Here is a 26,240-nt window from a genome sequence, read left to right as displayed (position 1 = left end):
AAGCTGCGAAATCCTGTCCATGCTGGGCGACAATGCTCAGACAACACGAAAGACCGGGCAATGACGCTTGTCTCCAAGTGTCAATGATTGGCAGGTCCTCCGAAGTCATGGGCATCTGCGATCGTCTTTCCTGACTTCGGCCCCATCGTCCCATCAGCGTCCCGCTCGCGAGAAGGTGAACAGGCGAGCCCTCAAATCAGCCATATTTCGACCGATGACCGCCTCCGCGCCGTATCCCCCAGACGACCGGAGAGACCCCTATGTCCGCCACGACCGCCACCGCAGCCGACACGTCAGCCACCCGATACCGACCATCACAGCGCCTCCTGCATTGGCTTATGGCCATTGTGATCATTTCAGCGCTCATTATCGGTCTCTACTGCTCGTATCTCTCACCGGGCATACCTTTGCGCCGCGCGCTTCTCGACGTGCACAAATCGCTTGGCATGACGGCGCTCATCCTGATCGCGATCCGCCTGCCGCTCCGGCTCTCACTCGGCGAGCCTGGATATGAGCAGCCGCTCGATACTCTCAACCATTATGCGGCCCGCAGCGCGCACATTCTGCTCTACGCACTGATGATCCTGATGCCGATTGCCGGTTATACGACCTCCGCGGCAGGGGGCCACGACCTGCCCTGGTTCGGTCTTTTCCAATGGCCGAACCTGTTGCCTCTCGACAAGGCACTTGAAAGAACTGCCGCCGAAATCCACGAATACGGTGCCTACTGCCTATATGTCATTGTGAGCGTGCATATTCTCGCAGCGCTCTGGCATCACTTCTTTCGCCGGGACGAAGTGCTCAAGCGTATGCTGTAACGGCCGACGGAGCACACCCAGCAAAGTGCGCGACAGTTTTCCGGAATGCGAAAGAAAAAAGACAAGGGAGGCGTTTCCGCGACTCAAATAACGCGGAAACGCTCGGGCCGGAGCCGGCAAATCCGCCGGCGGCTACCGCATGCCGAGGCGCGATAAGGTCAGGCGCGACTGTTCGCACAGGGCTTCGTTCAGCCCGCCGCGATAGTAGCTGAGGGCTATGACCGCGCCGTAGAGCGCCCATCCCTCGGCTCGCAGCCAATCGGAATCATCCACCTCGCAAGCCACGCGAAAGCCATCGCGAGCGGAAGGATCGACCCAGGACCACGCCGCCGCATAATCGGCAGCGGGATCGCCGATGGCGCAAAGACCCCAGTCGATCACCCCGATCAACCGGCCAGCCCGGGCTATCAGATTATCCGCCTTGAGATCGCCGTGCAGCCATACAGGCGCTCCCCGATGCGCGGTAGAACAAGCCCGTTGCCATAGATTACGTGCCGCAGGAGCATCAATCTCATCGGCCAGAATGTCGATCGCCGGCAAGGTAACCGAGGACAGAACGTCCAGTTCCACCCCGCGACGATGGTTGAGATCTCCGGCAAGCGGTGCGTCTTTCGTGCCGACCCGATGCAGCGCCTTCAGAAACTCCGCCAGCGCCAGGGCAGCGGCGGTTGGATCGGCGATATTTGCCGAAGAAGCTACCTCCCCCTCCATCCAGTCGAAAATGCCGAAATCGCATTTCAAGCCAAGCTCCGCGCTTCCACGGAAACGCAATCTCGGCACATCGAGCGGCAGACCGGCAAACCGAGGCAACCAATCGAGCTCCTTGTCGATCAGGCGCACGGCGTCTTCGCGACGGGGCAGGCGCAAGAGCAACCCCTCCCCTATGCGATAAATCGCATTGTCTGTGCCCGAGGATGCCAGGCGCCGTATGGGAAGATCTGCCCATTGCGGCGTCTTCTCCGACAGCAGCTGCTGAATAACGTCCTCTCCCGGCGCAATGTCATCGTGCATGCTGAAACCCGTTGCTATTGTCGCTGATGCTGATCGGCAGCCGCCAAATCAAGCTATTTGCCCCTTTACCGCCGTTTAATGACCGGCACTAGTGTCGGAACACCACGCAAAAACGCATCCATTTTGCATCACCTGGCTCCTGGGGCTTGACCTTAACTGCACTTGAGGTTGCACGATGACCCTACACAGAAGGCTATTGGCGATGAGAATACTGCGGGATGTGGACTTGGATCGCATTGCATCGATGCCCCTTGCAATCGATGTCATGGAAACCGCTTTCCGAGCGAAAGCAGCGGGCAACTTGATCGCCCCACCTCGGCATCATGTCTCGTTTCCGGACCATGGCGACCTCGTCTTTACGATTGGCGGTGTTCTTGGCCGACAGCCTCTCGCCGGCTTTCGCGCCTATGAAACATTTAACGGAAAGGAGCACTCGCAAATCGTCGCGGTTTGGTCTGCCGATAATGCGCAGCTTAAAGGCATTGTTCTGGGTGAACGATTGGGTCAGCTTCGAACCGGAGCCATCGGAGGTCTGGCTATTCGTCACCTCAGTTCCCCCAGTGCCAGAACCGTTGGCGTTTTGGGGAGCGGGCCCCATGCGCGAACGCAACTGCTTGCCGCCGCAGCCGTAAGGAACATATCGACCATTCGCATCTTCAGCCGCGACCGACGAAATCGCGTGGCCTTCGCTGAAAGCATGCAGCGCCAGCTGGACCTTAATGTGGAACCGGTTGACAACGTCGCCCGGGCTGTCGCGGATGCCGACATCGTCCTTTGCGCCACGAGCAGCAATATGCCGGTAATCCATGCGTCCGATCTGAAAGCTGGAGCGCACATCAATACCGTCGGCCCCAAAACGCTTTCCGGACATGAGATCAGTCTCGACATAGCAGATGTCGCCAGCGTGATCGTCACCGACTCGCTCGATCAGACATGCGCCTACCGCTTTCCCTTTTTTCTCGCCGGATCCCGTAACGAGCATCGTATGCGCGAGCTCGCCGATATTGTTGTCCAGGCGATCCCTGGCCGGACATCGCCTGACGACACGACATTGTTCTGCTCGGTTGGCTTGGCGGGAACGGAAGTCATACTCGCATCGGCCATTCTCGACATGCTCTGAGCGTCCGACACCCTCCCGAATGGCACCGTCTTACTGCGGCTCACCGACCTCTACGGCATGGCCGTCCGGATCGTAGAAGCGAAAGACGCGCTGCCCCCAATGCTGCCGTTCGACGGGATGGATGAGGACGACATTCCCTGCGATTTTTTCGAAAGCCGTATCGATATCGTCGTGTTCGAAATAAAGCAGTATATTTCGACGGCCATAGGGCTCCAGCGTTTCAGTGCTTGTTTTCCAGACAGTCTGTTCGAGTGATTTGCCTTCGTGAATTGCAAAGCCGCTCTCAAAGAGAACGAAACTCCCGAAATCGCTGAGGATCTCAAGGCCCATAATGTCACGATAGAACGCCTTGGAGCACTCGATATCCCTGACGAAAGGGATCGGATTGACGAAACGCATGCAACCTGCCCCACTGACAACGACGGGCCAAGACAAAGCGGCCTTCCAAATGGCGTCGGAAACATGCATTTCCGACCATCTCATCGTTTCTGGATACCGGAGCGATGTCAATTCTCGAAAGATCGCCGCCTTGGCTCGGCCCATTTGGAGGACTGCTCGATGACGAATGATGCACGCACCATGATCGTCATGGACGAAGGAAACTCGCGGTTCCAACTGAGGGCCGGAGCGTTGATCCGTTGCAACGACCACCTCCTCATTCATCGCGCCGCCGGCGATCCTTTCTGGGTTCTACCTGGGGGGCGGGTGGAGTTTCACGAAGCGGGCTCGGAAACGCTCGCGCGGGAAATCGAGGAGGAAATTGGCTGTGGCGCGAGCATCGGACCACTCCGCTTCGTCATCGAGAACTTCTTCGAACTCGGCGGGCGAAGGGTTCATGAAATCGGTTTCTACTACGACGCGGAATTGTCGCGTCCACTGCCATTTCATGAGACTGAAATCATCCACCGCGTGAGGGACGGGAATGCCGACCTCGAATTTCGCTGGGCGCGGCCGACGCGAGCTATCTTGGAGCAATTCGATCTGAAGCCTGCTCCCTTGCATGGTCTTATCGAAGCCATGCCCGCCGGAGTTCAACACGTCATCCGCCGAAATGTTGCTGGATGAGAAAACAGACCGCTTTAGAATAGAAGATGCGCTTGACTACGGCTCTGCCGTGCAATCCATTTCGTCGCATTATCCAATGCTCGAAATTTCAGGTCGTTCATGTGATGTCGCGGATTGTCATTCTGGGAAATGCCGGCGGCGGCAAATCCACTCTCGCCCGCAGATTGGCCAAAAGGCATGGCCTCATCCATTTCGAAATCGACAAGTATCTTTGGCAGGAAGGCTGGATCCCGGCTCCCGTCGAGAGTTATTCCGAGCAGCATCGACAGATCATATCGAGCGACAATTGGATCGTCGACGGGCTTGGGCTCCGCGATTCCGTCACGCCTCGCATAGACCGCGCCACCGATATCATCCTCATCGACATGCCGCTCTGGATGCATTTCTGGCTCGCCGCGGAAAGGCAGATTGCCTGGTCTTCCGGCGAATTGCAGCACGCTCCGGGCGGCCTCTCCGCCATGCCGCCGACGCGCGATCTTTTTCGAACCATATGGGACATAGACCGGGACTGGATGCCCGGTATTAGGAGCTTGTGCGACGATGCCGAGAGGGCCGGCAAGACGCTGGTCCGCATTCGCAGCGTCGATGAGCTGGAACGGTTGACCCCAGCGGCAAAAGACGGTTGCGCGTCATAACACCGTCGGCCAACATGCTGGCGAGTCTGGTATCGAGGCTCGGTTGGAAATGCAGGATCATGCGTTTCGGCAGGAAGAAGACCAGGAAGAAGGATTGAACGCATGACCAAAATCTTCGACGCTCCGGAAGACTTCGCAACCACGGCCCTTGCCGGCTTTGCGGCGCTTCATCCGCGATTTGTTCGGCTGGTAAAGGGTGGGGTTGTCCGTTCCACATCGGTACCGGAGGGCAAGGTCTCGGTTGTCGTCGGTGGCGGTTCCGGCCACTACCCCGCCTTTGCAGGCTATGTCGGACCGGGTTTTGTCGATGCAGCCGTCGCAGGCGATATCTTCGCATCCCCCTCGACAGCGGCGGTCGCCAGAGTATGCCGCAAGGCCCATCACGGTGGCGGCATCCTGCTCAGCTTCGGCAACTATGCGGGCGACGTCTTGAACTTCGGCGTCGCCGCCGAACGTCTGCGTGCCGAAGGCATCGACGTCCGCATCGTCGCAGTGACGGACGATGTCGCCAGTGCGCCTGCCGAAACCATTTCGAAGCGCCGCGGCGTTGCCGGTGATCTCGTGGTTTTCAAGATTGCCGGAGCGGCAGCGGAAGCCGGCCTGCCCCTCGACGAGGTGGAGCGTATCGCGCGGCATGCCAATGCCCGCACCGTATCCTTCGGTGTCGCTTTCGACGGCTGTACCTTGCCCGGCTCCGCAGGCCCTCTCTTCACCGTACCGAACGGCAAGATGGCGCTCGGCCTCGGCATCCACGGCGAACCCGGCATCAGCGAAGAAGCGATCGTCAGTGCTGACGAACTCGCAACTCTGCTCACGAATAAGCTCCTGCCGGAGCGCGCCAAAGACACGCGGAAGGTCGGCGTCATTCTCAACGGCCTCGGCGCCACGAAATATGAAGAGCTATTCGTCCTCTGGACGTCCGTTTCGGCCAGACTGCAACAAGCCCACCTGGAAATCATCGCACCGGAGGCGGGTGAGTTCGTGACCAGCCTGGATATGCAGGGGTGTTCGCTGACCCTGATCTTCCTCGACGACGAGTTGGAGAAATATTGGATAGCGCCATGTGATAGCCCGGTCCTGCGCCGCGGCACGACGATCCCCACGACACCGGCAACCGACGATCTGGCTGATGAAGACATGCTGGCGACCTATCCTTCCGCCGATGACGAAGGTCAACGCGGCGGCGCCTGCATCGCCCGCATCTTCTCGGAGATTTCACTTTTGCTCCACGAGGCGGAGGAGCAACTGGGCCGGATCGACGCCTACGCGGGCGACGGCGATCACGGACAGGGCATGGCCCGCGGTGTAACGGCGGCTCTGGAAGCAGCCAAGATAGCAAGCGCTGCGGGGGCGGGATCGGCAAGCGTACTGGCTGCGGCCGCCGATGCCTGGGCGGACCGCGCCGGCGGCACATCGGGCGCGATCTGGGGGCTTCTCCTCCGGTCCTGGAGCACCACACTCAGCGACAATGGTCCTATCGATGATCGTGCCGTCGTCACGGGCGCGCGGCAGGCTCTCGATGGCGTGGTACGCCTCGGTGGCGCCAAGATCGGCGACAAGACCCTCGTCGATGCCTTCTCTCCATTCGTCGATACGCTGGAAAGGAGCTTCGCCGAAAGCGGGTCGCTTTCCACCGCCTGGAGGCAAGCAGCCTCGGCAGCAAAACTTGCTGCAGACGCAACGGCGGAATTGCTTCCCAAGCTCGGTCGCGCACGTCCGCTTGCGGAAAAAAGCCTTGGCCATCCGGATCCCGGCGCGGTCTCTTTGGCAATGATTGCGGACCGCGTCGCCACTCTGCTTCGGTAGCTGAAAGCAAGGCGCGAATGAGCATCGGAACACGGCTTGAGCTCGCTCCTCGCTGGACGGGCGGCGCGGCAGTGACGACAAAAAACCATTCCAAGAGATGCACAATCTTTGAGATGATCTTGTTTGCTTCCGCAAAGGATGGGCCATAGCGTTGCCTCAACCATTGGACGTCCTTGCCCACTCGGCGGTTTCATGAGCATCGGATGCGCGTTGCGCGCCGGCGACAGTCTCATGAACGTCTCGAAAGAGGTGGCAACGGCATTTGAAAAGGAAACCATCGTTGACCATTCACATCACGCCGGCCGAGGCAGCGTTGCCGACCCTGGACCTCTCCCGCTTCTATGCCTCCGCGCAAGAGCGGCAGGCTTTCGTCGCCGAATTGCGCAAGGTGCTCCACGATCACGGCTTTTTCTATTTGACCGGCCATGGCGTCGATCCAAAGCTGATCAGCGACGTGGTGGCGACGGCAAAACGCTTCTTCTCGCTTCCTCTGGAGAAGAAGCTCGAGATCGAAATGGTGAAGTCGCCGCATTTTCGCGGCTATAATCGTGCCGGTCAGGAACGCACGCGCGGCGAGCAGGACTGGCGCGAGCAGCTCGATATCAACACGGAAGAAGAACCGGCCAAGATTGACCCGGATAGTCCGGCATGGCGGCGCCTGCAGGGACCGAACCAGTGGCCCGAAGCCCTGCCGGAACTCAAGCCATTGTTGCTCGCCTACCAGGCAGAAGTCACGCGGATCGGCATCGACGTGCTGAAAGCAATCGCCGCAGCGCTCGGTCAGCCGGAAAATGTATTTGCCGACATATACCAGCCCCAGCCGTCTCAGCTGTTGAAGATCATCCGCTACCCGGGCCGGGATGTAGCGGAAACCGACCAGGGGGTCGGTGCCCATAAGGACGGCGGCTTCGTCACCGTACTGCTTCAGGATACCACGCCGGGTCTGCGCGTGCGCACGGAAGAAGGCGTATGGATCGACGCGCCGCCGGTTCCGGGTACCTTCGTCATCAACACCGGCGAATTGCTCGAGCTTGCGACGAACGGCTTTGTCCGCGCCGATGTGCATGACGTCGTCGCTCCTCCCGCGGGCGTCGAACGATTTTCGGTAGCCTTCTTCCTCGGCTCTCGCCCGGACGCAACAATTCCCGTCATCGACCTTCCGGAAGATTTGAAGCGCGCCGAACGCGGCATATCGGTCGATCCTCTCAACCCGATCTTCCGCGAAGTCGGCCAGAACCAGCTGAAGAGCCGGCTACGGTCGCATCCGGACGTCGCGCGCGCCCACTATGCTGAACTGCTGGTCTCGGAGTAGGCGATCACAACAAATCAATCGCCACGGCTTCACCTAGCTGGTTCATATCGACCACCTTGTCTGCCCTCCCGATGACGGAGCGCCGGTGTGTAATCGCAAGCACAGTGACATCGCGAGCAAGCGCGCGAATGTGCTCCATGATGTCACGCTCCGTCGCTTCATCCAACGCCGAACTTGCCTCATCGAGAAAGAGGACAGCCGGATTGCCATAAAGAGCGCGCGCGATGGCGACCCGCTGACGCTCGCCTCCGGACAGCTTCAGACCGCGCTCGCCAACCTTCGTCTCGAACCCATCGGACAGTGCGTCGATGAATGGCAGGATCGCGGCCTTTTCGGCTGCAAGCCGCAGACGCTGCTCATCCCGTGGCCGACCGAGGAGGATATTGTCCGCAAGGCTCTCGTTCAACAGAATGGCATCCTGCGGAACGACCGCAACTGCAGAATACCAGTCTGCCCGGTCGACCGAGGCAAGATCGATCCCGTCGACAAGGATACGCCCTGAATCCGGCTCGATCGACTTCAAAGCCAGCTTGAAAATGGTGGATTTGCCCGAGCCGGTTTCGCCAACGAGGAATGTCATACCGCCGCGCTGGGCCTCGAAGCTGATATCCCTGACGCCACGGCCATTGTCATAAGCGTGGCCGATGCGATCAAATACAAGACGGCCGTTCTGCGTTACAAAGGACGTCGCCTGCGAGACCTGACGCTCCTCGGGCGCTTGCCACATTCCTGCCAATGGTGCGAGCGTCGAGCGGGACCGGGCCACATCGTCGATCGCATGCGCAATCATCTCGAACGGCATGTTGAGTTGCAATAGAAGTGTATTGAACAGAACGATATCGCCGACTGTCACCTCGCCTGTGCTGTAGCGTGGTAGCAGCAACAGGAAGGTTACGGCAAACTGCACCGAAAGCCCGAATCCAAGTATTGCTATGTAACCAACCCGCTGCAGCACATAGCCGCGCCAGGCGTCCCGCACTTCCCCTGCCTTGGTTGCGAAACGCCGCTTCATCCAGTCATGACTGCCGAAGTGGCGCAATGTTTCCATCGCGTTCATGGCATTTCCGACGAAACGCGCATTTTCTTGACCTGCGCTAATCGCCTTGTCCAGGTAAACCCTGGCGCGACGAACAGAAATTACCGTCAACGCAATGGTCATCGCGCCATAGAGTATGACGATGATCATAACCTGCAGATCAATCAGGGCGCCCAGAGTCGTCAGTGTGAGCAGAATTTGCACAACACCGGGTATGAATACGATAAGGCCAAGCTGAACAAGCGTCGTCAACGCGCTGCTTCCGCTCGCACTGGCAGTTTGAATTTCGGTCGGGCTATGCTCGACGAAAAAGGCCGTGGTTTTCTTGAGGATGCGTTCGAAGAAGCGCGTTCGTGCTATGAAGCCAAGGTTTTCCGAACTCATGAATGAAAGATACTGCACCATATGCTGGAGCGCCGCGGCAATGCCGACTAGCACCGCATAGATCATCAACCCCAGTACGACACCACGGACAGCGCCGTCCTGCGGCAAGCGATCGATAATTCGCGAAAAAATGTAGGGCGCGGCAACGCTGCTCACGCTTGCGAGAAGCACGACCGCGATGCCGATCAAGAGCATCCAGCGATCGGACTTCCAATAGGCCTGTAGAATTTCGGAAATAGGTTCAAGAACGCTGGTTTTTTCTGCCATCGAAAATACCCTGATCTGTGAAGCGGCGAGTCTAACCTCAAGCATGGATATTGTTTTCCATGCTCCTGCAGAGGCCATTCAGGTGACAAGGCACAACCTATAGGCAACAAAAATGTCTACTACAATACTCATGAAAAACTTACCTGATCGAGCGTTTGCGAATGAGCAAGGTGCCTCCCGGCATTGTTTTGACCTGGAGATTGATGGAGATGGTATCGTTCATCGAAGATCATGGGCTCCGCTGCATCAGCATATCGACGATGACATCCTGACCGAAGCAGCCCGTGCGAGGGATCTTCGCGGCTAGCAGGATCTATCTTGAAGCTCCCAATTCGGCCCGCTCGTGCCTTGACAAACCCGAAATGACCGTATTTTAATCACGCTCAAGATATGAGCAAACGCCTTGTCTTCCTGACATGATATCGTTTGCCAGAGGGCAACAGCGCCCCACAACGCCCCGGTTTCCGGGATATGCGTTGTGGGTTTTTTTGTTTTGGGGAGGTCTGATGCAGGCCGCTGTGAAGATCGGCATTCTCTACTCGACCACCGGGCCATACGGCTCGCTGGGGCGCGAAGCTCAGCTCGGCGCCGAATTTGCACTTCACGACTATCGCCTCAATGGTGGCCGGAAAGCGGAACTTGTCTTCTTCAATCCGCATGCGGATCTGGCCGCCTATCTCGAAGGCGCGCGCAGCCTGATGCGCGACAGCGGTTGCCGTCATATCGTCGGCACGATCACCTCGGCGGCCCGCAAGGAAGTCATTCCGCTCGTCGAGAAACATGATGGCCTGCTCTGGTACATGTGCCCCTACGAGGGGTTCGAGGCGAATGAAAACGTCATCTACATCGGCGCCTGTCCCAACCAGCATCTCATACCGCTGTTCGAACACCTGATCCCTCGTCACGGACCGCGCCCTTATCTCGTGGGCGCCAACTATGTCTGGGGCTGGGAGATGAACCGGCTCGCTCGCGAGCTGATCGTCAACGCCGGCGGAACCATCCTTGGCGAACGCTACTTGCCGCTTGAGGAAACCGCGGTCGAGCGCATCGTCGCCGATATTGCCGAGAAGCGGCCGAGCTTCATCCTCAACAATCTGATCGGCCCCTCGAGCTATGCTTTCCTGGCTGCAATCGCCGAACTCGGAAAACGCGACCCGGCGTTTCTGCCGGAAAATTGCCCGGTCGCCAGTTGCGACCTGACGGAATGCGAGTTGACGGATATTGTGGGTGGAGCCGTCGGTCAGCTTTCTGCGCTTTCCTATTTCGACGGCCTGGAAACCAGCGAAAACATCGCCTTCAAGTCCCGCCTCAAGGCATGGCGGCCCGACATCGGCAAGGTCTCCACCATCTTCGCAAGCTCCTACACGGCCGTCGCGCTTTGTATTGCCGCGATCGAAGCGTCGGGCACCGAGGATCCAGTAATGGTGCGACAGGAGGTGGTCTCCCGGTCGTGGCCATCGGTGCTTGGCGACCTCGTGGTCGACCCGACGACGAACCATGCGGCACTGCCCTTCTATCTCGGCCGCATCAATGCGGAACAGGGGTTCGATCTGATCGCCTCGGAAGCGGCCATCCCCGCCGATCCCTATCTGATCACGAGCAGACAGAAGCCCACTCGGCATCTGCGGGTGGTACAATCATGAACGGCACGCCCAACTTCGCCGGCTGGCATGTCACGCTGCTTGCAGAGGACGACACCAACACCGAAAGGCTAACCCGCCAGCTTGTCGTTCTCGGCATGCGGGTGAACCGCCAATGGAAACCCATCCCGGTCAACGACCTGCCGGATCTGGTCGTCGTCGACGTCGATCGTGGTTGGGACGAGCTGATCCCATGGAGCGGCGACAAGCCGCTGCGGCCCGTCGTTGCCGTGCTCGGTTCGGAAGCGCCCGGCCGCATCGCCTGGGCCATGCGCCAGGGCGCCGGCGCGATCATTCAGAAGCCGGTGACGGCCTCTGCCGTCTTTCCGGCCCTTGTGCTGGCAGTCTCCATTCATGAGGAGCGCTTGGCCACGGCAAGACGTATCGAGCATCTGGAAGAGCGCCTCAAATTGCGCCCCGTCGTCTTCACCGCAATCGAACGGCTCAAGGCCGAGCGCAAGGTCGATGACGAAGGCGCCTATGCAATCTTGAGAAATTGCGCCATGCGCCGGCGTCTTCCGGTCGAACAAATCGCCGCCTTCTTCCTGGTCGGCTCCGAAACACTCTCCGAGGTCGGCTGATGCGGGTACTCAAGGAACTTTGCCGACAGCCCGCAGGGTTGTTCGGCCTCATCATTGTTGTTGCGGTCGTTGCCATGGCGATTGCAGCGCCGTGGCTAGCGCCCTTCGACCCCGACAACCAGATGTTCGACGGCCTGACGCTGGAAGGCGCACCCATCCCGCCGGGCGGGCAGTTCCTGCTCGGCACTGACACGCTCGGGCGCGACCTGCTTTCGCGGCTGCTGTTCGGCGCAAGGACGTCGCTGATCATTGGCCTCGTCGCCAATGGCGTCGCCGTGACGATCGGCCTGTTCGTCGGCATCATGGCGGGCTATCTGCGCGGCTGGGCCGGCAGTGTGCTGATGCGCTTCACCGACCTGATGATGGCCTTCCCTGCCCTTTTGCTCGCCATCGTGCTTGCCGCAATCCTCAAGCCCAGTCTTTGGATCGTCGCCATGGTCATTGCGCTCGTGAACTGGGTGCAGGTGGCTCGCATCGTCTACACCGAAACGCGCGCGCTGGTGGAACGAGACTTCATCATGGCCGAGCGGGCGCTAGGCGCCGGCCATGCCCGCATCGTCGTCCTCCATATATTGCCGCATCTGGTTCCCACAGCCATCGTCTGGGGAACGCTTGGCATTGCAACCACGGTTCTCCTGGAAGCGACGCTGTCCTTCCTCGGCGTCGGGGTGCAGCCACCGCAACCCTCCTGGGGCAATATCATCTTCGAAAGCCAGAGCTATTTCCAGGCGGCCCCTTGGCTCGTCTTCTTCCCCGGCGCGGTCATTCTGCTGACGGCCCTCGCTTTTAACCTCGTCGGTGACGCGCTGCGCGACATTCTCGATCCGACCCAGAGAGGCAGGGGCTGATGCTGAACGTTTTTGCCAAGCGCCTCGTTCAATCGGCGCTCATCCTTTTGGGCGTCGCCGCTATCACTTTCATCCTGCTCTACGCGCTGCCCGCCGATCCCGCGCGCATGATCGCCGGCCGCAGCGCCACACCGCAGACGGTAGACAATATCCGGCGCGAGCTCGGTCTCGATCAGCCGCTGCTGGCGCAATTCATGCATTATCTGAACGGCCTGCTGCATGGCGACCTCGGCCGCTCCTATGCTCAAAAAACTGAGGTCATGACCCTCATCGTGGCCCGCCTGCCAGCGACGATCACCTTGATGGCAGCAGGTATCTTCGTGGAAGTGCTGCTTGGCCTGACGCTCGGTATCATCGCAGCGCTCGATCGCGGCGGCCCGACCGACCGGCTTGTCATGGCGTCCGCCTTCGTCGGCGTCTCCGCCCCGCAATTCGTCGTCGCGCTGCTGCTGCTCTATCTCTTCGCGGCCACGCTCGGCTGGTTCCCGATGAGCGGCTATGGCAGCTTTTCCAATATCGTGCTGCCAGCGGCCACGCTCGGCCTTCTCGGCGCCGGTTGGTATGCCCGCATGGTTCGCTCAGCCATGATCGACGTACTGAACCAGGATTTCATCCGCACGGCTCGGGCCAAAGGCCTCTCCGGGCGGCGCATTATCCTGCGTCATGCCCTGCCGAATGCCATCCTGCCGATCATTGCCATGATCGGCATCGATATCGGCCAGTTCATGGGCGGCGTCGTGGTGGTGGAGGCCGTCTACGGCTGGCCGGGCATCGGCCAATTGGCCTGGCAGGCAATCCAGCAAGTGGACATCCCGATCATCATGGGTGTCACGCTCACCTCCGCGCTCGCCATCATTCTCGGCAATCTGGCGGCCGACCTTATCGCGCCGCTTATCGATCCACGCATTCGTTCGCATTGAATCACACCAAGAAGGGGAACTAACCTATGTTCAAAAGCTGGTTACTCAGAACGACGACGGCTGCCATGCTGGCCTTCATGCCGCTGGCAGGCCACGCAGCCGATCAGCCGACGCAGGGCGGCAGCGTCACCGTCACCTACAAGGACGACATCACCACTCTGGATCCGGCCATCGGCTACGACTGGGTGAACTGGTCGATGATCAAGAGCCTGTTTTCCCGTCTGATGGATTACGAACCAGGCACGGCAAAGCTCGTCCCCTCGCTCGCTGAAAGCTTCACCGTCTCCCCGGACGGCCTGACCTACACCTTCAAGCTGCACAAGGGCGTAAAGTTCTCAAACGGCCGCGAGATCGTCGCCTCCGACGTCAAATATTCGATCGAGCGCGCAGTCAATCCGAAGACGCAGGGACCCGGCGCCGGCTTCTTTGGAGCGATCAAGGGCTATGACGACATGGCCGCAGGCAAGGCCGACAATCTCCCGGGCATCGAAGCCCCCGACGCAGACACGGTCGTCTTTCATCTGAGCCGCCCCGATGCGACCTTCCTGCATGTGCTGGCGATCAACTTCGCCTCCGTCGTGCCGAAGGAAGCCGTAGAGGCTGCAAACGGCGATTTCGGCAAGAAGCCGGTCGGTTCCGGCACCTTCATCCTGAAGGACTGGACCATCGGTCAAAAGCTCGTATTTGAGCGCAACAAGGACTACTTCGCCAAGGGCGTTCCGCATGTCGACAGCTTCACCGTCGAAGTTGGCCAGGAGCCGCTCGTGGCGCTGCTGCGCCTGCAGAAGGGCGAAGTCGACATCGTCGGCGACGGCATTCCGCCGGCAAAATTCCTGGAGATCAAGAATTCCCCCGACGGTGCGAACATGATCGTCGACGGTGAGCAGCTGCATACCGGCTACATCACGCTCAACACCAAGGTGAAGCCGTTCGATAATCTGAAAGTCCGCGAAGCCGTCAACATGGCTGTCAACAAGGATCGCATCACGCGCATCCTGAACGGCCGCGCGACACAGGCAAATCAGATCCTGCCGCCGTTGATGCCGGGATACGACAAGTCGTTCCAGGGCTTTGCCTATGACGTCAAGAAGGCCAAGGCTCTTCTCGCTGAGGCCGGCTTCCCTGACGGCTTCTCGACCGTGCTCTACTCGACCAACACCGACCCGCAGCCGCGCATTGCCCAGTCGATCCAGCAGGATCTGGCGGCAATCGGCATCAAGGCTGAGGTCCGCGCGCTTGCACAGGCCAACGTCATCTCCGCCGGTGGAACGGAAGGTGAAGCACCGATGATCTGGTCGGGCGGGATGGCCTGGATCGCCGACTTCCCGGATCCGTCCAACTTCTATGGCCCGATCCTCGGTTGCTCCGGTGCCGTTCCCGGTGGCTGGAACTGGTCGTGGTACTGCAACAAGGCACTCGACGAGCGCGCCGTAGCCGCCGACGCCATGTCGGACCCGGCCAAGGTCGCGGAGCGTCAGGCCGCCTGGGGCAAGATCTTCACCGACATCATGGCCGATGCCCCCTGGGTGCCTGTGATCAACGAGCGCCGCGTCGTCGCGAAGTCGCTGCGCATGGGCGGCTCGGGCAACATCTATGTCGATCCGACCCGCGTGATCAACTACGACGCGATCTTCGTGAAGCAATAAGCCCAGACCAACAATCCACCTCCCTCGCCGCGCGAGGGAGGTGGGCCAAATGCCAGCGGAATTGAACTCGGAGACCATTATGTGCATCGCCTGCACCCACACCATTCATCGCGCGCAGCATCATTTCGGCTGGAACAGGGAGTTTCCGCCGGCGCTGACGGCAAAACCTGGCGAAACCATCCTGTTCGAATGCATGGATTCATCAGGCGGCCAGATGGGCGCCGATGCGACGCTGGAGACGCTCGTCAATCTGGATTTCGCCAAGATCAACCCCGTCTCCGGTCCCGTCTATGTGGAAGGCGCAAAGCCCGGCGACGCCCTCAAAGTCACCATTCGCAAATTCCACCCGATCGGCCACGGCTGGACGGCAAATATTCCGGGCTTCGGCCTTCTCGCCGACCACTTCAAGGACCCGGCACTGCATGTCTGGAAGTATGACAGCGTCACCATGGCGCCTTCAGCATTCGGCCCGGGCGGTCGTGTGCCCCTGAAGCCATTTACCGGCACGATCGGCGTTGCGCCGGCGGAACCCGGCCTCCACTCTGTTCTTCCGCCCCGTCGCGTCGGCGGCAACCTGGACATCCGTGATCTGACTGCGGGCGTCACGCTCTATCTGCCGATCGAAACGGAAGGCGCGCTTTTCTCTGTCGGCGACACACACGCGGCGCAGGGAGACGGCGAAGTTTGCGGCACGGCCATCGAAAGCCAGATGAATGTTGAATTGACACTCGATCTGGTTAAGGGCGCCAACCTTCAGAGCCCGCGCTTTACGACCACGGAACCTGTCACGCGACATCTCGACGGCGCCGGCTACGAAGTCACCACAGGCATCGGCCCGGATCTGATGACGGGGGCAAAGGAAGCCGTGATGCGCATGATCGACCTGCTTGCGGCCGAGCATGGCCTTAATCCGGTCGATGCTTACATGCTCTGCTCGGTTTGCGGAGATCTGAGGATCAGCGAAATCGTCGATATGCCCAACTGGGTCGTTTCCTTCTATTTCCCAAGGATTGTCTTCGCGTGAGCAATCAAAGCGCCCGTTCAGCGGTTCTCTCCGTCCGCAACCTGAGCGTCGATGCCAGAACGCCGGAAGGGTTGAAGCGCATCCTCGATGATGTAAGCTTCGACCTCGAGCCCGGCAGGACGCTTTGCCTTGCAGGCGAGTCCGGATCCGGGAAATCGGTGACGTCCCTCTCGATCATGGGCTTGCTCCCCAAGGCTTCGCTGAAGGTCGCATCGGGCGAGATCCTGCTGGAGGGGCGCAATATCCTCGGCATCCCCAACCGCGCCCTTCGCCAGATCCGTGGCGGAGAAGTGGCGATGATCTTCCAGGAACCGATGACCTCGCTCAATCCGGTCATGACGATCGGGGCACAGCTGATCGAGGCCATCCGCGAACATCAGGCTGACGCTACAGGCGATGCCACGCAGGTCGCAAAGTCGATGCTCGATGCCGTCCATATCAACGACGCCGCCAAGCGCCTGACGCAATACCCTTATGAGCTTTCCGGTGGCATGCGCCAGCGCGTCATGATTGCCATGGCCCTGTCATGCCGTCCGAAAGTGCTGATCGCCGACGAGCCGACCACGGCGCTCGATGTGACCGTGCAAGCGCAGATCCTGACGCTGATGCGCGAGCTTCGCGACGAATTCAATACGTCTATCCTGCTGATTACCCATGACATGGGCGTCGTCGCCGAGATGGCCGATCGTGTCGCGATCATGCAGCATGGCCGCATCGTGGAACAGGGCGATGCGCTTGATGTCTTCGGCAAACCCAGCCAGGCCTATACGCGTGAACTGCTGGCTGCCGTCCCGCGCCTTGGCACGCATGCTGGTACGGACGCGCCACCGCGCATTTCGAGTGCTCCCGCCATGGCTGCGCCGGCTACGCCAATCGTCGAGGTCAAGGAACTGAGCGTGACCTATGGTGGCAAGGCGGGATTGTTTGGCAAGGGGAAAGCCAGCGCCCCCACGGTCAACGACGTATCCTTCTCGATCCAGGCCGGTCAGACGCTCGGGCTGGTGGGCGAGAGCGGATCGGGCAAATCAACGACGGGCAAGGCCATCCTCAATCTCATCGGTTTTACCGGCAGCGTGAAAATCTGGGGACGGGAGGTTCATGGGCTTTCCGCCACGAAAATGCAGCCGGTGCGCCGCGCGGCGCAGATGATCTTTCAGGATCCCTACGCCTCGCTCGATCCCCGCATGAGCGTGGGCTCAGCGATCGCCGAGCCGCTCGTCATACACAATGTCGGGAATGCATCCGAGCGCAAGGATCGCGTCTCGGCGCTGTTGAAACGCGTCGGGCTGACACCGGACGCCGCAAGCCGCTATCCGCACGAATTCTCCGGTGGCCAACGTCAGCGCATCTGCATTGCGCGGGCGCTGGCGCTCGAACCGAAGCTGATTGTTGCCGACGAAAGCGTGGCCGCACTCGACGTTTCAGTACGCGCACGCGTTCTTGACCTCATGCTTGAGCTGCAGGAGCAGATGGGGCTCGCCTATCTCTTCATTTCGCACGACATGGCCGTCATCGAGAAGATGTCGCATCACGTCGCCGTCATGCGCGGCGGTCGCATTGTGGAGATGGGCACGCGCCGGCAGGTATTCGAAAATCCGAGCGACGATTACACGCGAAACCTGATGGCTGCCGTTCCGATACCGGATCCAGCTCACTATCGGCAGGCACGCCAGGGATCGCCGCAGGCAATCCAGTCATAGCGAGACGAGAAACGCCGACATCATTGCCGGCGCCATCCTCAAGGCAATGTCGAATTCGGAAAGATTGTCTCGGCTTGCCCGAATACTTCAAGATCAGTGCTGGTTATCGGGAACGATGACGCGCATGCCGTCGGTGGCAGCGCTCATCAGGAGCTGACAGCTGAGGCGGCTATTTGGCTTCGGCTCCATCACGAATTCGATCATATCAGCCTCTTCCTGTGAAGGCGGAGGCAAGAGGTCGAGATGAGCCTCGTCGATATAGCAATGACAGGTGCCGCAGGCCAAGGCTCCGCCGCATTGCGCGACGATACCATCGATACCGCTTCTGACGGCGACGGCCATCAGCGTCTCGCCATCACTAGCATTCACGCGCGTCTCCCGACCGGCGGAATCGACGAACACGACTTCACTCATTGCATTCTCCATGCTTTCGACAGAACATCTTCGCTTTTCTCCAATTGGCGAAGTCGCTCCATCCTATTGTTTCCTTGGAGCGCCGTGCTTCCTTTCGGAAGCACAAAGGACGCTCCAACTTTTTGAATCTACGCATCAGGCTTTCCGAAAATCGTGTCATATTTTCGGGCCGATGCTGTAGGCATTCCGGGCGGAAAACCGCTGCGCATCCGGTTCAAGCGGGAACAAGGCGGATGTTGAGGCGCTGCGGCCCGCGAACCGATAACCCGCGCTTGTAGGCAGGGCGCTCGTCCAGCAACTCGATGGAACGGGTCCGCTGCAGCAGCGTCGAGAAGATGATCTCCATGTCCAGCCGCGCAAGATGATTGCCGAGACAGAAATGTGCACCACCGCCGAACGCCACATGCCGGTTGGGCGTGCGCTCTATATTGAAGCGGTCGGGCGATTCGAATTGCTCAGGATCGCGGTTGGCCGCACCGTAGAGCAAGCCGACCTTGGTGCCCTTCGGCAGGCTCTTTCCAGCAATGACCGTCTCTTCGGTCAGATAGCGATGGAAGAACGGCAGCGGCGATTCGAACCGGAACATTTCCTGAATCGCGGTCGGCATGGCGGCCGGCGTCTCTTTGAGCTTCGCCAATGCGTCGGGATACTGCAAAAGCGCATGCATTCCGCTGCCGAGCACGTCGATCGTCGAGCCGTGACCCGCCATCAGGATCAGCATGCAGGTGGAGACCAGCTCGTCCTCCGTCATCTCGCCGCTTGTGTAAGCCTGCGTCAGCCGACAGAGGAGGTCTTCGCGCGGATTGCGCACGCGATCGGCGATGAGTTCCTTGAGCAGTTCGTAGAACTCGGTCGTTGCACGCTCGGCGATCGCCTTGCGCTCTTCGCTGCGGTCGACATCGAAATATTGCACAACCTGCTCGGACCACTTGCGCAACTGTCCGGCATATTCATCCGGCACGCCCAGCACCGAGCCGATAATATGGCCGGGAACCTCGGAAGCGAGATCCTCGACGAAGTCGATCGTTCCCGCCTCGAGCAATCTGTCGAGCAGCTTGTCGACGAAATCCTGGATCATGCCGCGCTGACGCGCAACGAGGGCAGGCGTGAACTCGCGAAAGACCTTGCGGCGCAGACGGTCATGAGTTTCGCCATCTGAATCGAGCAGGCTGAACTGCACGAAGCGCGAATGGTTCGGCATATCATGCCAGTTCAGACGCACCTTCTCCTCTTCGATCTCCTTGGGCGACAGGAAATATTCCATGGAGCGGACAAGCGTCTTGTCGGCAGCCGCCGCGGCCACATCCTGATAGCGCGACAGCAGCCATATATCGAAATGCTCGTAATAGACCGGGCCGGGATAGGCGCGCAGCTCGCTGTAGGATGCATAGGGATTGTCTGCGAATGCCTGCGAAAGCGGATCAAATGCGGGGGACGCCGTTACCACCTGGACCTCCTCTATTCCGGTCGATCCTCACAGAATACCTGCCTGCGCGACGGAAAGACATGGATGCGAGCCGCAGTGATATGGATAAAACTCTCATCCTCCGATATGATCCGCGGATCATGACCGATGAACCAACCTCGGCAAAACCTGATGTCCTCGACGAAGTCTTCTTTCAGACGCCGGGGCGGCTGTCGCGTGCCCTGCCCTATTCCCTTCTCGCCGCCGGGCGCCGGGTCTGTGCACCTTCGGAAACACCCATTGCCCATCGTTTCAATCAGCACACGCTGATCCTTACTCTCAGCGGCAAAGGTATGCTCGATATCAACGGGCAATCGAGCTACCTACAAGCGGGAACGGTGGCCTGGCTCGACTCCTCGATGCTGTATTCACATGGCTGCGAGCCTCGCTCTTCTCACTGGTCGTATCTCTGGCTCGGATTCGTCGGGCACGGGCTGGACACGCTGTTCGACAATCTCGGCGTAGGTGCCAATCCCGTCTTCGAGACAGCCCAGCAGCACGATCTGCGACCATTGTTCGAAAGCATTCTCCGCGAGGTGGAGACCGGCAGCTTTCTGGCCGAGAGCCGATGCTTTGCCTTGCTTGCCCAACTCGTCTCAATTCTGGTGTCCGAACGAGCGGACGGGGACGATCTCAGCAGCGCGGTGCAGCGGTTGCAGCGGGTGGTGGAAACCGTGCGAGCCAACCTCCCGCACCCCTGGAGCGTGGCGGACCTTGCGGCCGCCGCCAATTTGAGCCAGGCACAGCTCTTTCGCCGCTTCCGGCAGAGAATGGGGACGACGCCGCTCGATTGGCTGCGCCACGAGCGTGTCAGTGCCGCAAAGCGGCTCCTTGTCGTAACCGATGAGAAGATCGGGGCCATCGCCACCAAATGCGGCTATCCCGACCCCTTTCACTTCGCACGCGACTTCAAGAAGCTGGCTGGCGTTACGCCCAGCGAATTCAGACAGCAGGGGCATAGCGCAAGGCGGCATGCCTCTTGATAGTTCATCAAACACCGCCGACGCGCACGATCACGGATCAGCCGGCTCGCGCCGATCGTCTCAATTGTGTGAGGGCATTAGGCCCACTGTATGTTGTGATCTTGCTCGAAATCCATGCCAGATATCCTTCCGGAGGATTGAAGAATGACCACTGAACAAAGCGTATTGCGCATTTCCATCATCATAACGTTCGTTCTTGCGGCCGCAGGCATCGTCTTTGGGCTTTTGTCCGGTTCCTATGCCATCGTTTTCGACGGCGTCTATGCCCTGACGGATGCGATCATGACGATCGTCGCATTGATCGTCTCCAATCTGATTATTACTGCCGCAAGCAATAGCGCGAACACCGGCAGGTTCATCAAGCATTTCACCATGGGTTTCTGGCATCTGGAGCCCATGGTCCTCGGCCTCAACGGCATCCTGCTGACCGGCGCGGCAATCTATGCGCTGATCAATGCGATCGGCAGTATCATGGCGGGCGGCAGACACCTCTCCTTCGACCACGCCATCATTTATGCGGTGCTGACGATGATCATTGCCTTTCTCATGGCCGCCTACGCCAGACGGGCCAACGTGGCGCTCAAATCCAACTTCATTGCGCTGGATGCGAAAGCCTGGGTCATGACCGGCAGCCTTAGCGCAGCCCTGCTCCTTGCCTTCATATTCGGTTTCGCCATTCAAGGCACGACGCTGGAATGGATGTCGCCTTATGTCGATCCGCTGGCGCTGGCCATCGTGTGCCTCGTCGTCATCCCCATGCCACTCGGAACGATCAAACAGGCCTTTGCCGACATCCTGCTCGTGACGCCGGTCGCGTTGCGAGAGCATGTCGATCGCGTCGCCGCCGACGTTGTGCGCCGCTACAATTTCGAATCCTATCGCTCCTATGTCGCCCGCGTCGGCCGCGGCAAGCAAATCGAGCTTTACTTCATCGTGCCGAAGGATGAACCAGCGAAAAAACTGGAAGAATGGGATCGCATCCGCGACGAGATTGGCGAAGCAATCGGCGACGAAAGCCCGGACCGCTGGCTGACGATCGCGTTCACCACCGATCTCGAATGGGCGGAATGATGCAAGCGATCGCCTCCAGGGCGCATCCTGTCGGGGTACGACCTACACTTTTTGGCGACAGGCAGGTCAGGCAATAAGAATCCGATCGAAGAGCAAGGACAATTTTTCGCAGATTGCTCCGGCATCGCCGTTGCCGGCAACGATGGCATCATCGACGACACCGTGCATGCCGTCATAAATAGCGATGGCTGCCGCACGCACGTCCGGCAATGACCAGGCGCCTGCTTTCGCTCCTTCAGCCAGTAGAGCCGAAAGCTGGGCGATGACGATCTCCTTTTCCTTCGAGTTCCTGCTGCTATGGCGGAACTCGTGGAAGACCACGTCGTGAAGCTCATAATTGGCGATATAGGCTTCGACAGTTCCGCGAAGCCATGTCGCAAAACAAGCCCGATGATCGTCGCCCGGACATTCCGCCAGAGCGGCGGCGACCTTGTTCGTGAAGTCTCGCGAAAAGCGCTCGCGCAGAGCGAGGATGACATCCTCCTTGGTCGCGAAATAATGGTAGAATGTACCTTTGCCGACACCCGCGAGTTCCACGATATCGTTGACCGTCGTTGCCTCGATGCCTTTGGCGATAAAAAGGTCTGCCGCCGCCGTCATCAGATCGTCGATGCGCACTTCCGCCGGAAGCATCAATCGTTTCCGCGGCCGTGGAGTTTGTCCAATTCTCGCGGATCGCGGCCCGATTGCCATTTCTACCGTCCTTCCCTTGTTTCGCTGGTGAGTCGAGTGATGACACATCCATTGCGCCTTTGGAAGACTGACGCCTATTGACCGACGGTCGGTCTGATTGCATTAATGTATTCATATCATCTATGTAGGCTCTTATGAAATGACGTTAAATCGCAGATCCATTGCCGCCGCCGCCGTCTATCTCGGCACATTCATGGCTTCGCTTGCAATCAGCATCGTCAGCGTCGCGCTGCCCGCAATTCAATCCGATCTCGGCACCAGCCTTTCAGGCCTGCAATGGGTCGTAGGCACCTATACGCTGTGCCTCTCGGCCTTCATGCTGTCTGCAGGCCCCTTGGCGGATCGCTATGGCCGCAAGCGGATTTGGCTTGTCGGCGTGGCGCTGTTTACAGTCGGTTCGGCCATCTGCGCATCAGCGCATAGCCTGGAGGTGCTGATTGCAGGATGCGCGCTACAGGGCGTTGCAGGCGCACTGGTGATTCCCGGCGCGCTGTCGATATTGACGCAGGCCTTTCCGGACCCCGCCGAGCGGGCTCATGTTATTGGCGGCTGGTCGTCATTCAGCGCGGTCTCTCTCATCCTCGGGCCGATGCTCGGTGGCCTTCTGGTCGACCACGCAGGCTGGGCCAGCATCTTCCTGGTCAATCTGCCCATCGGCTTGTTAACAATCGTACTCGGCCTCTGGGGCATCGAGGAAAGCGCCAATCCCGACCATGCCGCGCTTGATCCCGCTGGCCAGTTCCTGAGCATCGTCTTTCTTGGGTCCCTGACCTTCTCATTGATCAATGCGGGGCACGCCGGCTGGAATGCGCGTGAAACGATTTTTTCATTCCTTGCTTCGGCGATCGCTCTCGTCCTCTTCATCGTCGTGGAACTGCGTGCGTCGCGTCCGGTTTTTCCGGTCGATCTCTTCCGCCAAGCACCATTCGCATCGGCCAATTTCGCGTCGCTCGTGCTTGGCTTTTCCGGTTACACCAGCCTTTTTCTGTTCTCGCTCTTCCTTCAACAGGGACAGGGCTGGACGGCGACGGACGCTGGCTGGCGCATGGCCCCGGTCTTCGCTGCCATGCTGATTGCCTCGTCCGTCTTCGGTAAGTTGACGCGACGCTTCGGAATGAACCGGCTCATGATCGCCGGCTATATCATCCTCGGCGGATCCATGCTGGCCATGACCTCATTCACGCCAATGACCCCCTACTGGGTTGTCGCGCCGGCATTTGCCTTGCTCGGCATCGCCTTGGGAGTAACCGTCCCGGCGACCGGTGCCGCCGCGATGGGCAGTGCTCCGCGTGAGCGAACCGGCGCCGCTTCGGCAACGATGAACGCCCTGCGCCAGGGAGGCATGACCATTGGCATCGCCCTTCTGGGCACGATCATGAGCGCCCGTGCGTCCGCATCTCTGGAAGGAGCGTTGACGCGCTCCGGTAACGATCGTGCCGCCACGCTCGCCATCGTCGCCGTGCAACGGCACGAGATGCCAGCCGGTCTTTCCATCGCTCCCGAAACCTTCCAGAGCTTGCTGAGAGACGCCTCCACGCACGGCTTTGCTGCAGCAGCCGCGGTCGCGGGCGCGCTTAGCCTCGTCGCAACGCTGGTTCTCGCCGCTTCCGCATATCGCACGACACGCCGACGCGTTGCAGCGTCGCGATGAAAGACATGAGCGCGTCGGCGCTATGCGCTTTCGGTGTCGGCACCTGGCGCGCCCGCAGGTCTCGCCGCCTTCGACCGTCCCAAGCGGCGCGCGAGACCCTGCGCATAGGCCGTGAGCGGTTTTTCGACGAACTTGCAGAGCGCAAGAGCGAATAACGCTGCGGCGATAGTGCCGCAAAGGACGAAGAGGCCGAGCGGAAGCTGATCTCCGACGAGTTTTTCCCAGACCGCGCGCAGCGGCCGCAAGATGAAAGGGTGAGACAGGTAGAGGCTGTAGGAGGCGTCACCGAGCGCGACGCCCCATAGCACGATCTTCCCGGACGGCAGGGCGGGACCGATCGCGGCGGCGAGGACGAACAGTGCCGCCGGCAATCCGCTTCGCAGGAATTGCGGCAAGGTTCCATCGTCCCAGCCGGTGGAAAATCGCACGAAGCCGAGAAGGCCAATCGCCATCAAGCCTAGAGCCGGCCAGATGCCGATCCGCAGGCCGCTACGAAAGATCAACGCAACATAGACGCCGAACAGGAATTCCAGAATGATGGGGTTCGTCCAGAAAGCCAGTTGCACCTGCTGTGCAGAAACCAGATTACCGATGAGTGCCAACCCCGCCATCAGCACCGAGAGCCAGAAGATTCCAAGCCGGATCGGCAACATGAGCGCCAGCCCGAAGAATACGTAGAACAACATCTCGTAGTTCAACGTCCAGCCAAGAGCGAGCACGGGTCTGATCTCATCAATCCCACGGCCGGAAGGAATGAAGAAATAGGATGCCAATATATGCGAGACATTGCCGATCGGCACGTTGAGCAACGACGGCGCAATAGCGGCACCGAGCAACAGCACGCTGGTCAACAACCAGTAAAGCGGAACCACCCGCGCACACCGCCGCAAGAAGAAATTTAGCGGGGCACCGCTTTTGCCGAACTCGGCAGCGGCGGTATGGGTCATGATGAAACCCGATAGCACGAAGAATATGTCCACCCCGAAGCCGAGGTTCCAATTGATGGCGCCGTCAATCGGCAGGCGACCCGCCGTATCGGACAGGCTTGCGGTCTCATGCATAGCATGGGCAACCACGACGGACGAGGCGGCCAGCGCACGCAGGACCTGGAGATTGGAAATCACGCGAGAAGGATTGCCGGATTCGGTGCCGGCGGCGCGACTACCAGGTATTTTTCGAGAAGGCTCCACCAGAAATCCCAGTATTTACTCCCTTGGATCTCTATTCCGTACCTCACACGATATAACAACTGTTCGCCGTGCGTATAAATCGGCGGCTTTGCTTGAAAGTATGGTTACTCTTCCGTTAAGCACAGTCGAATGCTGCGAAAACAAGCTATCGGCGGGAGAATTCCCCGAACCTTTTGGCCAACGGACGGAATGCGATTCAGCTCGCCTCGCCGCGTGCGAGCACATCCAGAAGCTGGCTGGTATTGTCGATGGAAAACTGCACACGTTCCCCCGGCCATATGGATTCGGAATAGGAAATCGGCGTGCCCTTGAGGTCCACGTCCACCTTCCTGAGCGCGACCACCGGCTGCGACGCAGACTGATTTAGTTGCTTTGCTTCCTCACTCGTCGGCAAGCGCACGATGATATCCGTGCGCAGGCGGATATAATCGGGGATGCCGTACTCAGCCAGAATAAGCGTCACGCTTCGCCCGCTGCGCCGCGCCTCATCGAAACCGGGAAAACGGCGTACAGGAAAATAGGCGTGCGAATAGTTTATCGGCTCTTCATCGGCAAAACCGCGTCTGACGATATGATAGACCGGCTCGCCGTGGGGAAGCCGCAAGGCCTCCGCAATTAGTTCCGAGGCGGGAACCACCTCCTCATGGATCGCTTGCCCAAGCGGCTCCCTGCCCTGATCGAGCAGATTCTGGGAAAACCGAGTGCGCTCGGACAGGCGGTAGTCGAGGCGGCTGTCCCTCACGAAAGTTCCACGGCCCTGCTCCACCAACACGAGCCCTCGGCTTTCCAGCCGTGAAATCGCCCGCCGGATCGTGTGGCGACCGACACCGAAGCGTTCCATCAGATCCGCCTCGGTGGGAAGCTGCGCCTTGGGTGACAGGCGGCCGGTCAGAATATCCTCGGCGATATCGCTCTCGACCTGTTGCCATTGCCCATGCAGCAGTTTTTTTTCCATGCGCG

Annotated in this window: 24 protein-coding genes; 16 read left to right on the top strand and 8 right to left on the bottom strand. The window is 59.7% G+C overall.

Annotated elements, in window-relative coordinates; translation table 11 throughout:
- Positions 1–260 precede the first annotated feature (260 nt).
- On the top strand, positions 261–818 hold the full coding sequence (locus ACIQJ2_RS05140; RefSeq protein ID WP_400665123.1) for a cytochrome b: 558 nt from the start codon (positions 261–263) through the stop codon (positions 816–818).
- Positions 819–950: 132 nt separating this feature from the next.
- On the opposite strand, the gene ACIQJ2_RS05135 is transcribed toward ACIQJ2_RS05140, so the two are convergent.
- The gene (locus tag ACIQJ2_RS05135) at positions 951–1,829 is read right to left on the bottom strand and encodes an aminoglycoside phosphotransferase family protein (protein WP_400665126.1); all 879 of its coding nucleotides are present in this window, start codon (positions 1,827–1,829) and stop codon (positions 951–953) included.
- 202 nt (positions 1,830–2,031) lie between these two features.
- On the opposite strand from ACIQJ2_RS05135, the gene ACIQJ2_RS05130 reads away from it, so the two are divergent.
- A complete protein-coding gene (locus ACIQJ2_RS05130) occupies positions 2,032–2,949 on the top strand; it encodes an ornithine cyclodeaminase family protein (protein ID WP_400665129.1) in 918 nt (305 codons plus the stop codon).
- Positions 2,950–2,979: 30 nt separating this feature from the next.
- On the opposite strand, the gene ACIQJ2_RS05125 is transcribed toward ACIQJ2_RS05130, so the two are convergent.
- The gene (locus ACIQJ2_RS05125) at positions 2,980–3,348 is read right to left on the bottom strand and encodes a VOC family protein (RefSeq protein WP_400665132.1); all 369 of its coding nucleotides are present in this window, start codon (positions 3,346–3,348) and stop codon (positions 2,980–2,982) included.
- Positions 3,349–3,507: 159 nt separating this feature from the next.
- On the opposite strand from ACIQJ2_RS05125, the gene ACIQJ2_RS05120 reads away from it, so the two are divergent.
- The 4 genes from ACIQJ2_RS05120 (at position 3,508) to ACIQJ2_RS05105 (ending at position 7,767) form a co-directional block, all read left to right on the top strand.
- Positions 3,508–4,014 carry an NUDIX domain-containing protein gene (locus ACIQJ2_RS05120; protein WP_199149893.1) on the top strand — a complete coding sequence of 169 codons (507 nt, stop codon included), beginning with the start codon at positions 3,508–3,510 and terminating at the stop codon, positions 4,012–4,014.
- 104 nt (positions 4,015–4,118) lie between these two features.
- Positions 4,119–4,649 carry an adenylate kinase gene (locus tag ACIQJ2_RS05115; RefSeq protein WP_400665135.1) on the top strand — a complete coding sequence of 177 codons (531 nt, stop codon included), beginning with the start codon at positions 4,119–4,121 and terminating at the stop codon, positions 4,647–4,649.
- Between the two features lie 102 nt (positions 4,650–4,751).
- A complete protein-coding gene (locus ACIQJ2_RS05110) occupies positions 4,752–6,455 on the top strand; it encodes a dihydroxyacetone kinase family protein (protein ID WP_400665138.1) in 1,704 nt (567 codons plus the stop codon).
- A gap of 280 nt (positions 6,456–6,735) precedes the next feature.
- Positions 6,736–7,767, top strand: coding sequence for an isopenicillin N synthase family dioxygenase (locus tag ACIQJ2_RS05105; protein ID WP_400665141.1), 1,032 nt, complete (start codon positions 6,736–6,738; stop codon positions 7,765–7,767).
- A 4-nt stretch (positions 7,768–7,771) separates the two neighbouring features.
- Here ACIQJ2_RS05105 and ACIQJ2_RS05100 read toward each other — a convergent pair whose 3' ends face one another.
- Positions 7,772–9,454 (bottom strand): ABC transporter ATP-binding protein, encoded by a 1,683-nt coding sequence (locus ACIQJ2_RS05100; protein ID WP_400665144.1) that lies wholly within the window; start codon positions 9,452–9,454, stop codon positions 7,772–7,774.
- Positions 9,455–9,960: 506 nt separating this feature from the next.
- Between ACIQJ2_RS05100 and ACIQJ2_RS05095 the strand changes: the two genes are divergently transcribed.
- From ACIQJ2_RS05095 to ACIQJ2_RS05065, 7 genes are all read left to right on the top strand, one after another.
- Complete coding sequence (locus ACIQJ2_RS05095; protein ID WP_400665147.1) at positions 9,961–11,097, top strand: transporter substrate-binding protein; 1,137 nt, start codon at positions 9,961–9,963, stop codon at positions 11,095–11,097.
- Positions 11,094–11,675, top strand: coding sequence for an ANTAR domain-containing response regulator (locus ACIQJ2_RS05090; RefSeq protein ID WP_400665150.1), 582 nt, complete (start codon positions 11,094–11,096; stop codon positions 11,673–11,675). Before ACIQJ2_RS05095 ends, ACIQJ2_RS05090 begins: the two co-directional genes overlap by 4 nt.
- Positions 11,675–12,523 carry an ABC transporter permease gene (locus ACIQJ2_RS05085; protein WP_400665153.1) on the top strand — a complete coding sequence of 283 codons (849 nt, stop codon included), beginning with the start codon at positions 11,675–11,677 and terminating at the stop codon, positions 12,521–12,523. The genes ACIQJ2_RS05090 and ACIQJ2_RS05085 overlap by 1 nt, the downstream gene beginning before the upstream one ends.
- Entirely contained in the window at positions 12,523–13,443 is a 921-nt protein-coding gene (locus ACIQJ2_RS05080; RefSeq protein WP_199151308.1) for an ABC transporter permease, read from the top strand. Before ACIQJ2_RS05085 ends, ACIQJ2_RS05080 begins: the two co-directional genes overlap by 1 nt.
- 26 nt (positions 13,444–13,469) lie before the next feature.
- On the top strand, positions 13,470–15,089 hold the full coding sequence (locus tag ACIQJ2_RS05075; RefSeq protein WP_400665157.1) for an ABC transporter substrate-binding protein: 1,620 nt from the start codon (positions 13,470–13,472) through the stop codon (positions 15,087–15,089).
- A 79-nt stretch (positions 15,090–15,168) separates the two neighbouring features.
- Positions 15,169–16,113, top strand: coding sequence for an acetamidase/formamidase family protein (locus ACIQJ2_RS05070; RefSeq protein WP_400666792.1), 945 nt, complete (start codon positions 15,169–15,171; stop codon positions 16,111–16,113).
- Entirely contained in the window at positions 16,110–17,813 is a 1,704-nt protein-coding gene (locus ACIQJ2_RS05065) for an ABC transporter ATP-binding protein (RefSeq protein WP_400665160.1), read from the top strand. Before ACIQJ2_RS05070 ends, ACIQJ2_RS05065 begins: the two co-directional genes overlap by 4 nt.
- 93 nt (positions 17,814–17,906) lie before the next feature.
- Here ACIQJ2_RS05065 and ACIQJ2_RS05060 read toward each other — a convergent pair whose 3' ends face one another.
- Together ACIQJ2_RS05060 and ACIQJ2_RS05055 are read right to left on the bottom strand one after the other, a co-directional pair.
- The gene (locus tag ACIQJ2_RS05060; RefSeq protein WP_400665163.1) at positions 17,907–18,227 is read right to left on the bottom strand and encodes a 2Fe-2S iron-sulfur cluster-binding protein; all 321 of its coding nucleotides are present in this window, start codon (positions 18,225–18,227) and stop codon (positions 17,907–17,909) included.
- 214 nt (positions 18,228–18,441) lie between these two features.
- Positions 18,442–19,674, bottom strand: coding sequence for a cytochrome P450 (locus ACIQJ2_RS05055; RefSeq protein WP_400665166.1), 1,233 nt, complete (start codon positions 19,672–19,674; stop codon positions 18,442–18,444).
- Positions 19,675–19,733: 59 nt separating this feature from the next.
- On the opposite strand from ACIQJ2_RS05055, the gene ACIQJ2_RS05050 reads away from it, so the two are divergent.
- Complete coding sequence (locus ACIQJ2_RS05050; protein WP_400665169.1) at positions 19,734–20,675, top strand: AraC family transcriptional regulator; 942 nt, start codon at positions 19,734–19,736, stop codon at positions 20,673–20,675.
- A 144-nt stretch (positions 20,676–20,819) separates the two neighbouring features.
- On the top strand, positions 20,820–21,746 hold the full coding sequence (locus ACIQJ2_RS05045; protein WP_400665172.1) for a cation diffusion facilitator family transporter: 927 nt from the start codon (positions 20,820–20,822) through the stop codon (positions 21,744–21,746).
- Between the two features lie 66 nt (positions 21,747–21,812).
- Here ACIQJ2_RS05045 and ACIQJ2_RS05040 read toward each other — a convergent pair whose 3' ends face one another.
- Positions 21,813–22,379 (bottom strand): TetR/AcrR family transcriptional regulator, encoded by a 567-nt coding sequence (locus ACIQJ2_RS05040; protein ID WP_199146800.1) that lies wholly within the window; start codon positions 22,377–22,379, stop codon positions 21,813–21,815.
- Positions 22,380–22,578: 199 nt separating this feature from the next.
- Here ACIQJ2_RS05040 and ACIQJ2_RS05035 point away from each other — a divergent pair, with 199 nt between their 5' ends.
- The gene (locus tag ACIQJ2_RS05035; protein ID WP_400665175.1) at positions 22,579–24,090 is read left to right on the top strand and encodes a DHA2 family efflux MFS transporter permease subunit; all 1,512 of its coding nucleotides are present in this window, start codon (positions 22,579–22,581) and stop codon (positions 24,088–24,090) included.
- Between the two features lie 20 nt (positions 24,091–24,110).
- Here the strand turns inward: ACIQJ2_RS05035 and ACIQJ2_RS05030 are convergent, their stop codons facing one another.
- Together ACIQJ2_RS05030 and phnF are read right to left on the bottom strand one after the other, a co-directional pair.
- The gene (locus ACIQJ2_RS05030) at positions 24,111–25,214 is read right to left on the bottom strand and encodes an acyltransferase family protein (protein WP_400665178.1); all 1,104 of its coding nucleotides are present in this window, start codon (positions 25,212–25,214) and stop codon (positions 24,111–24,113) included.
- Between the two features lie 262 nt (positions 25,215–25,476).
- Positions 25,477–26,235 carry a phosphonate metabolism transcriptional regulator PhnF gene (gene phnF / locus ACIQJ2_RS05025; RefSeq protein WP_400665181.1) on the bottom strand — a complete coding sequence of 253 codons (759 nt, stop codon included), beginning with the start codon at positions 26,233–26,235 and terminating at the stop codon, positions 25,477–25,479.
- Positions 26,236–26,240: the final 5 nt, after the last annotated feature.

The sequence above is a fragment of the Rhizobium sp. NPDC092011 genome, assembly GCF_044756305.1.
Classification (GTDB): Bacteria; Pseudomonadota; Alphaproteobacteria; order Rhizobiales; family Rhizobiaceae; genus Rhizobium.
This window is presented reverse-complemented; position numbering and strand designations above follow the sequence as displayed.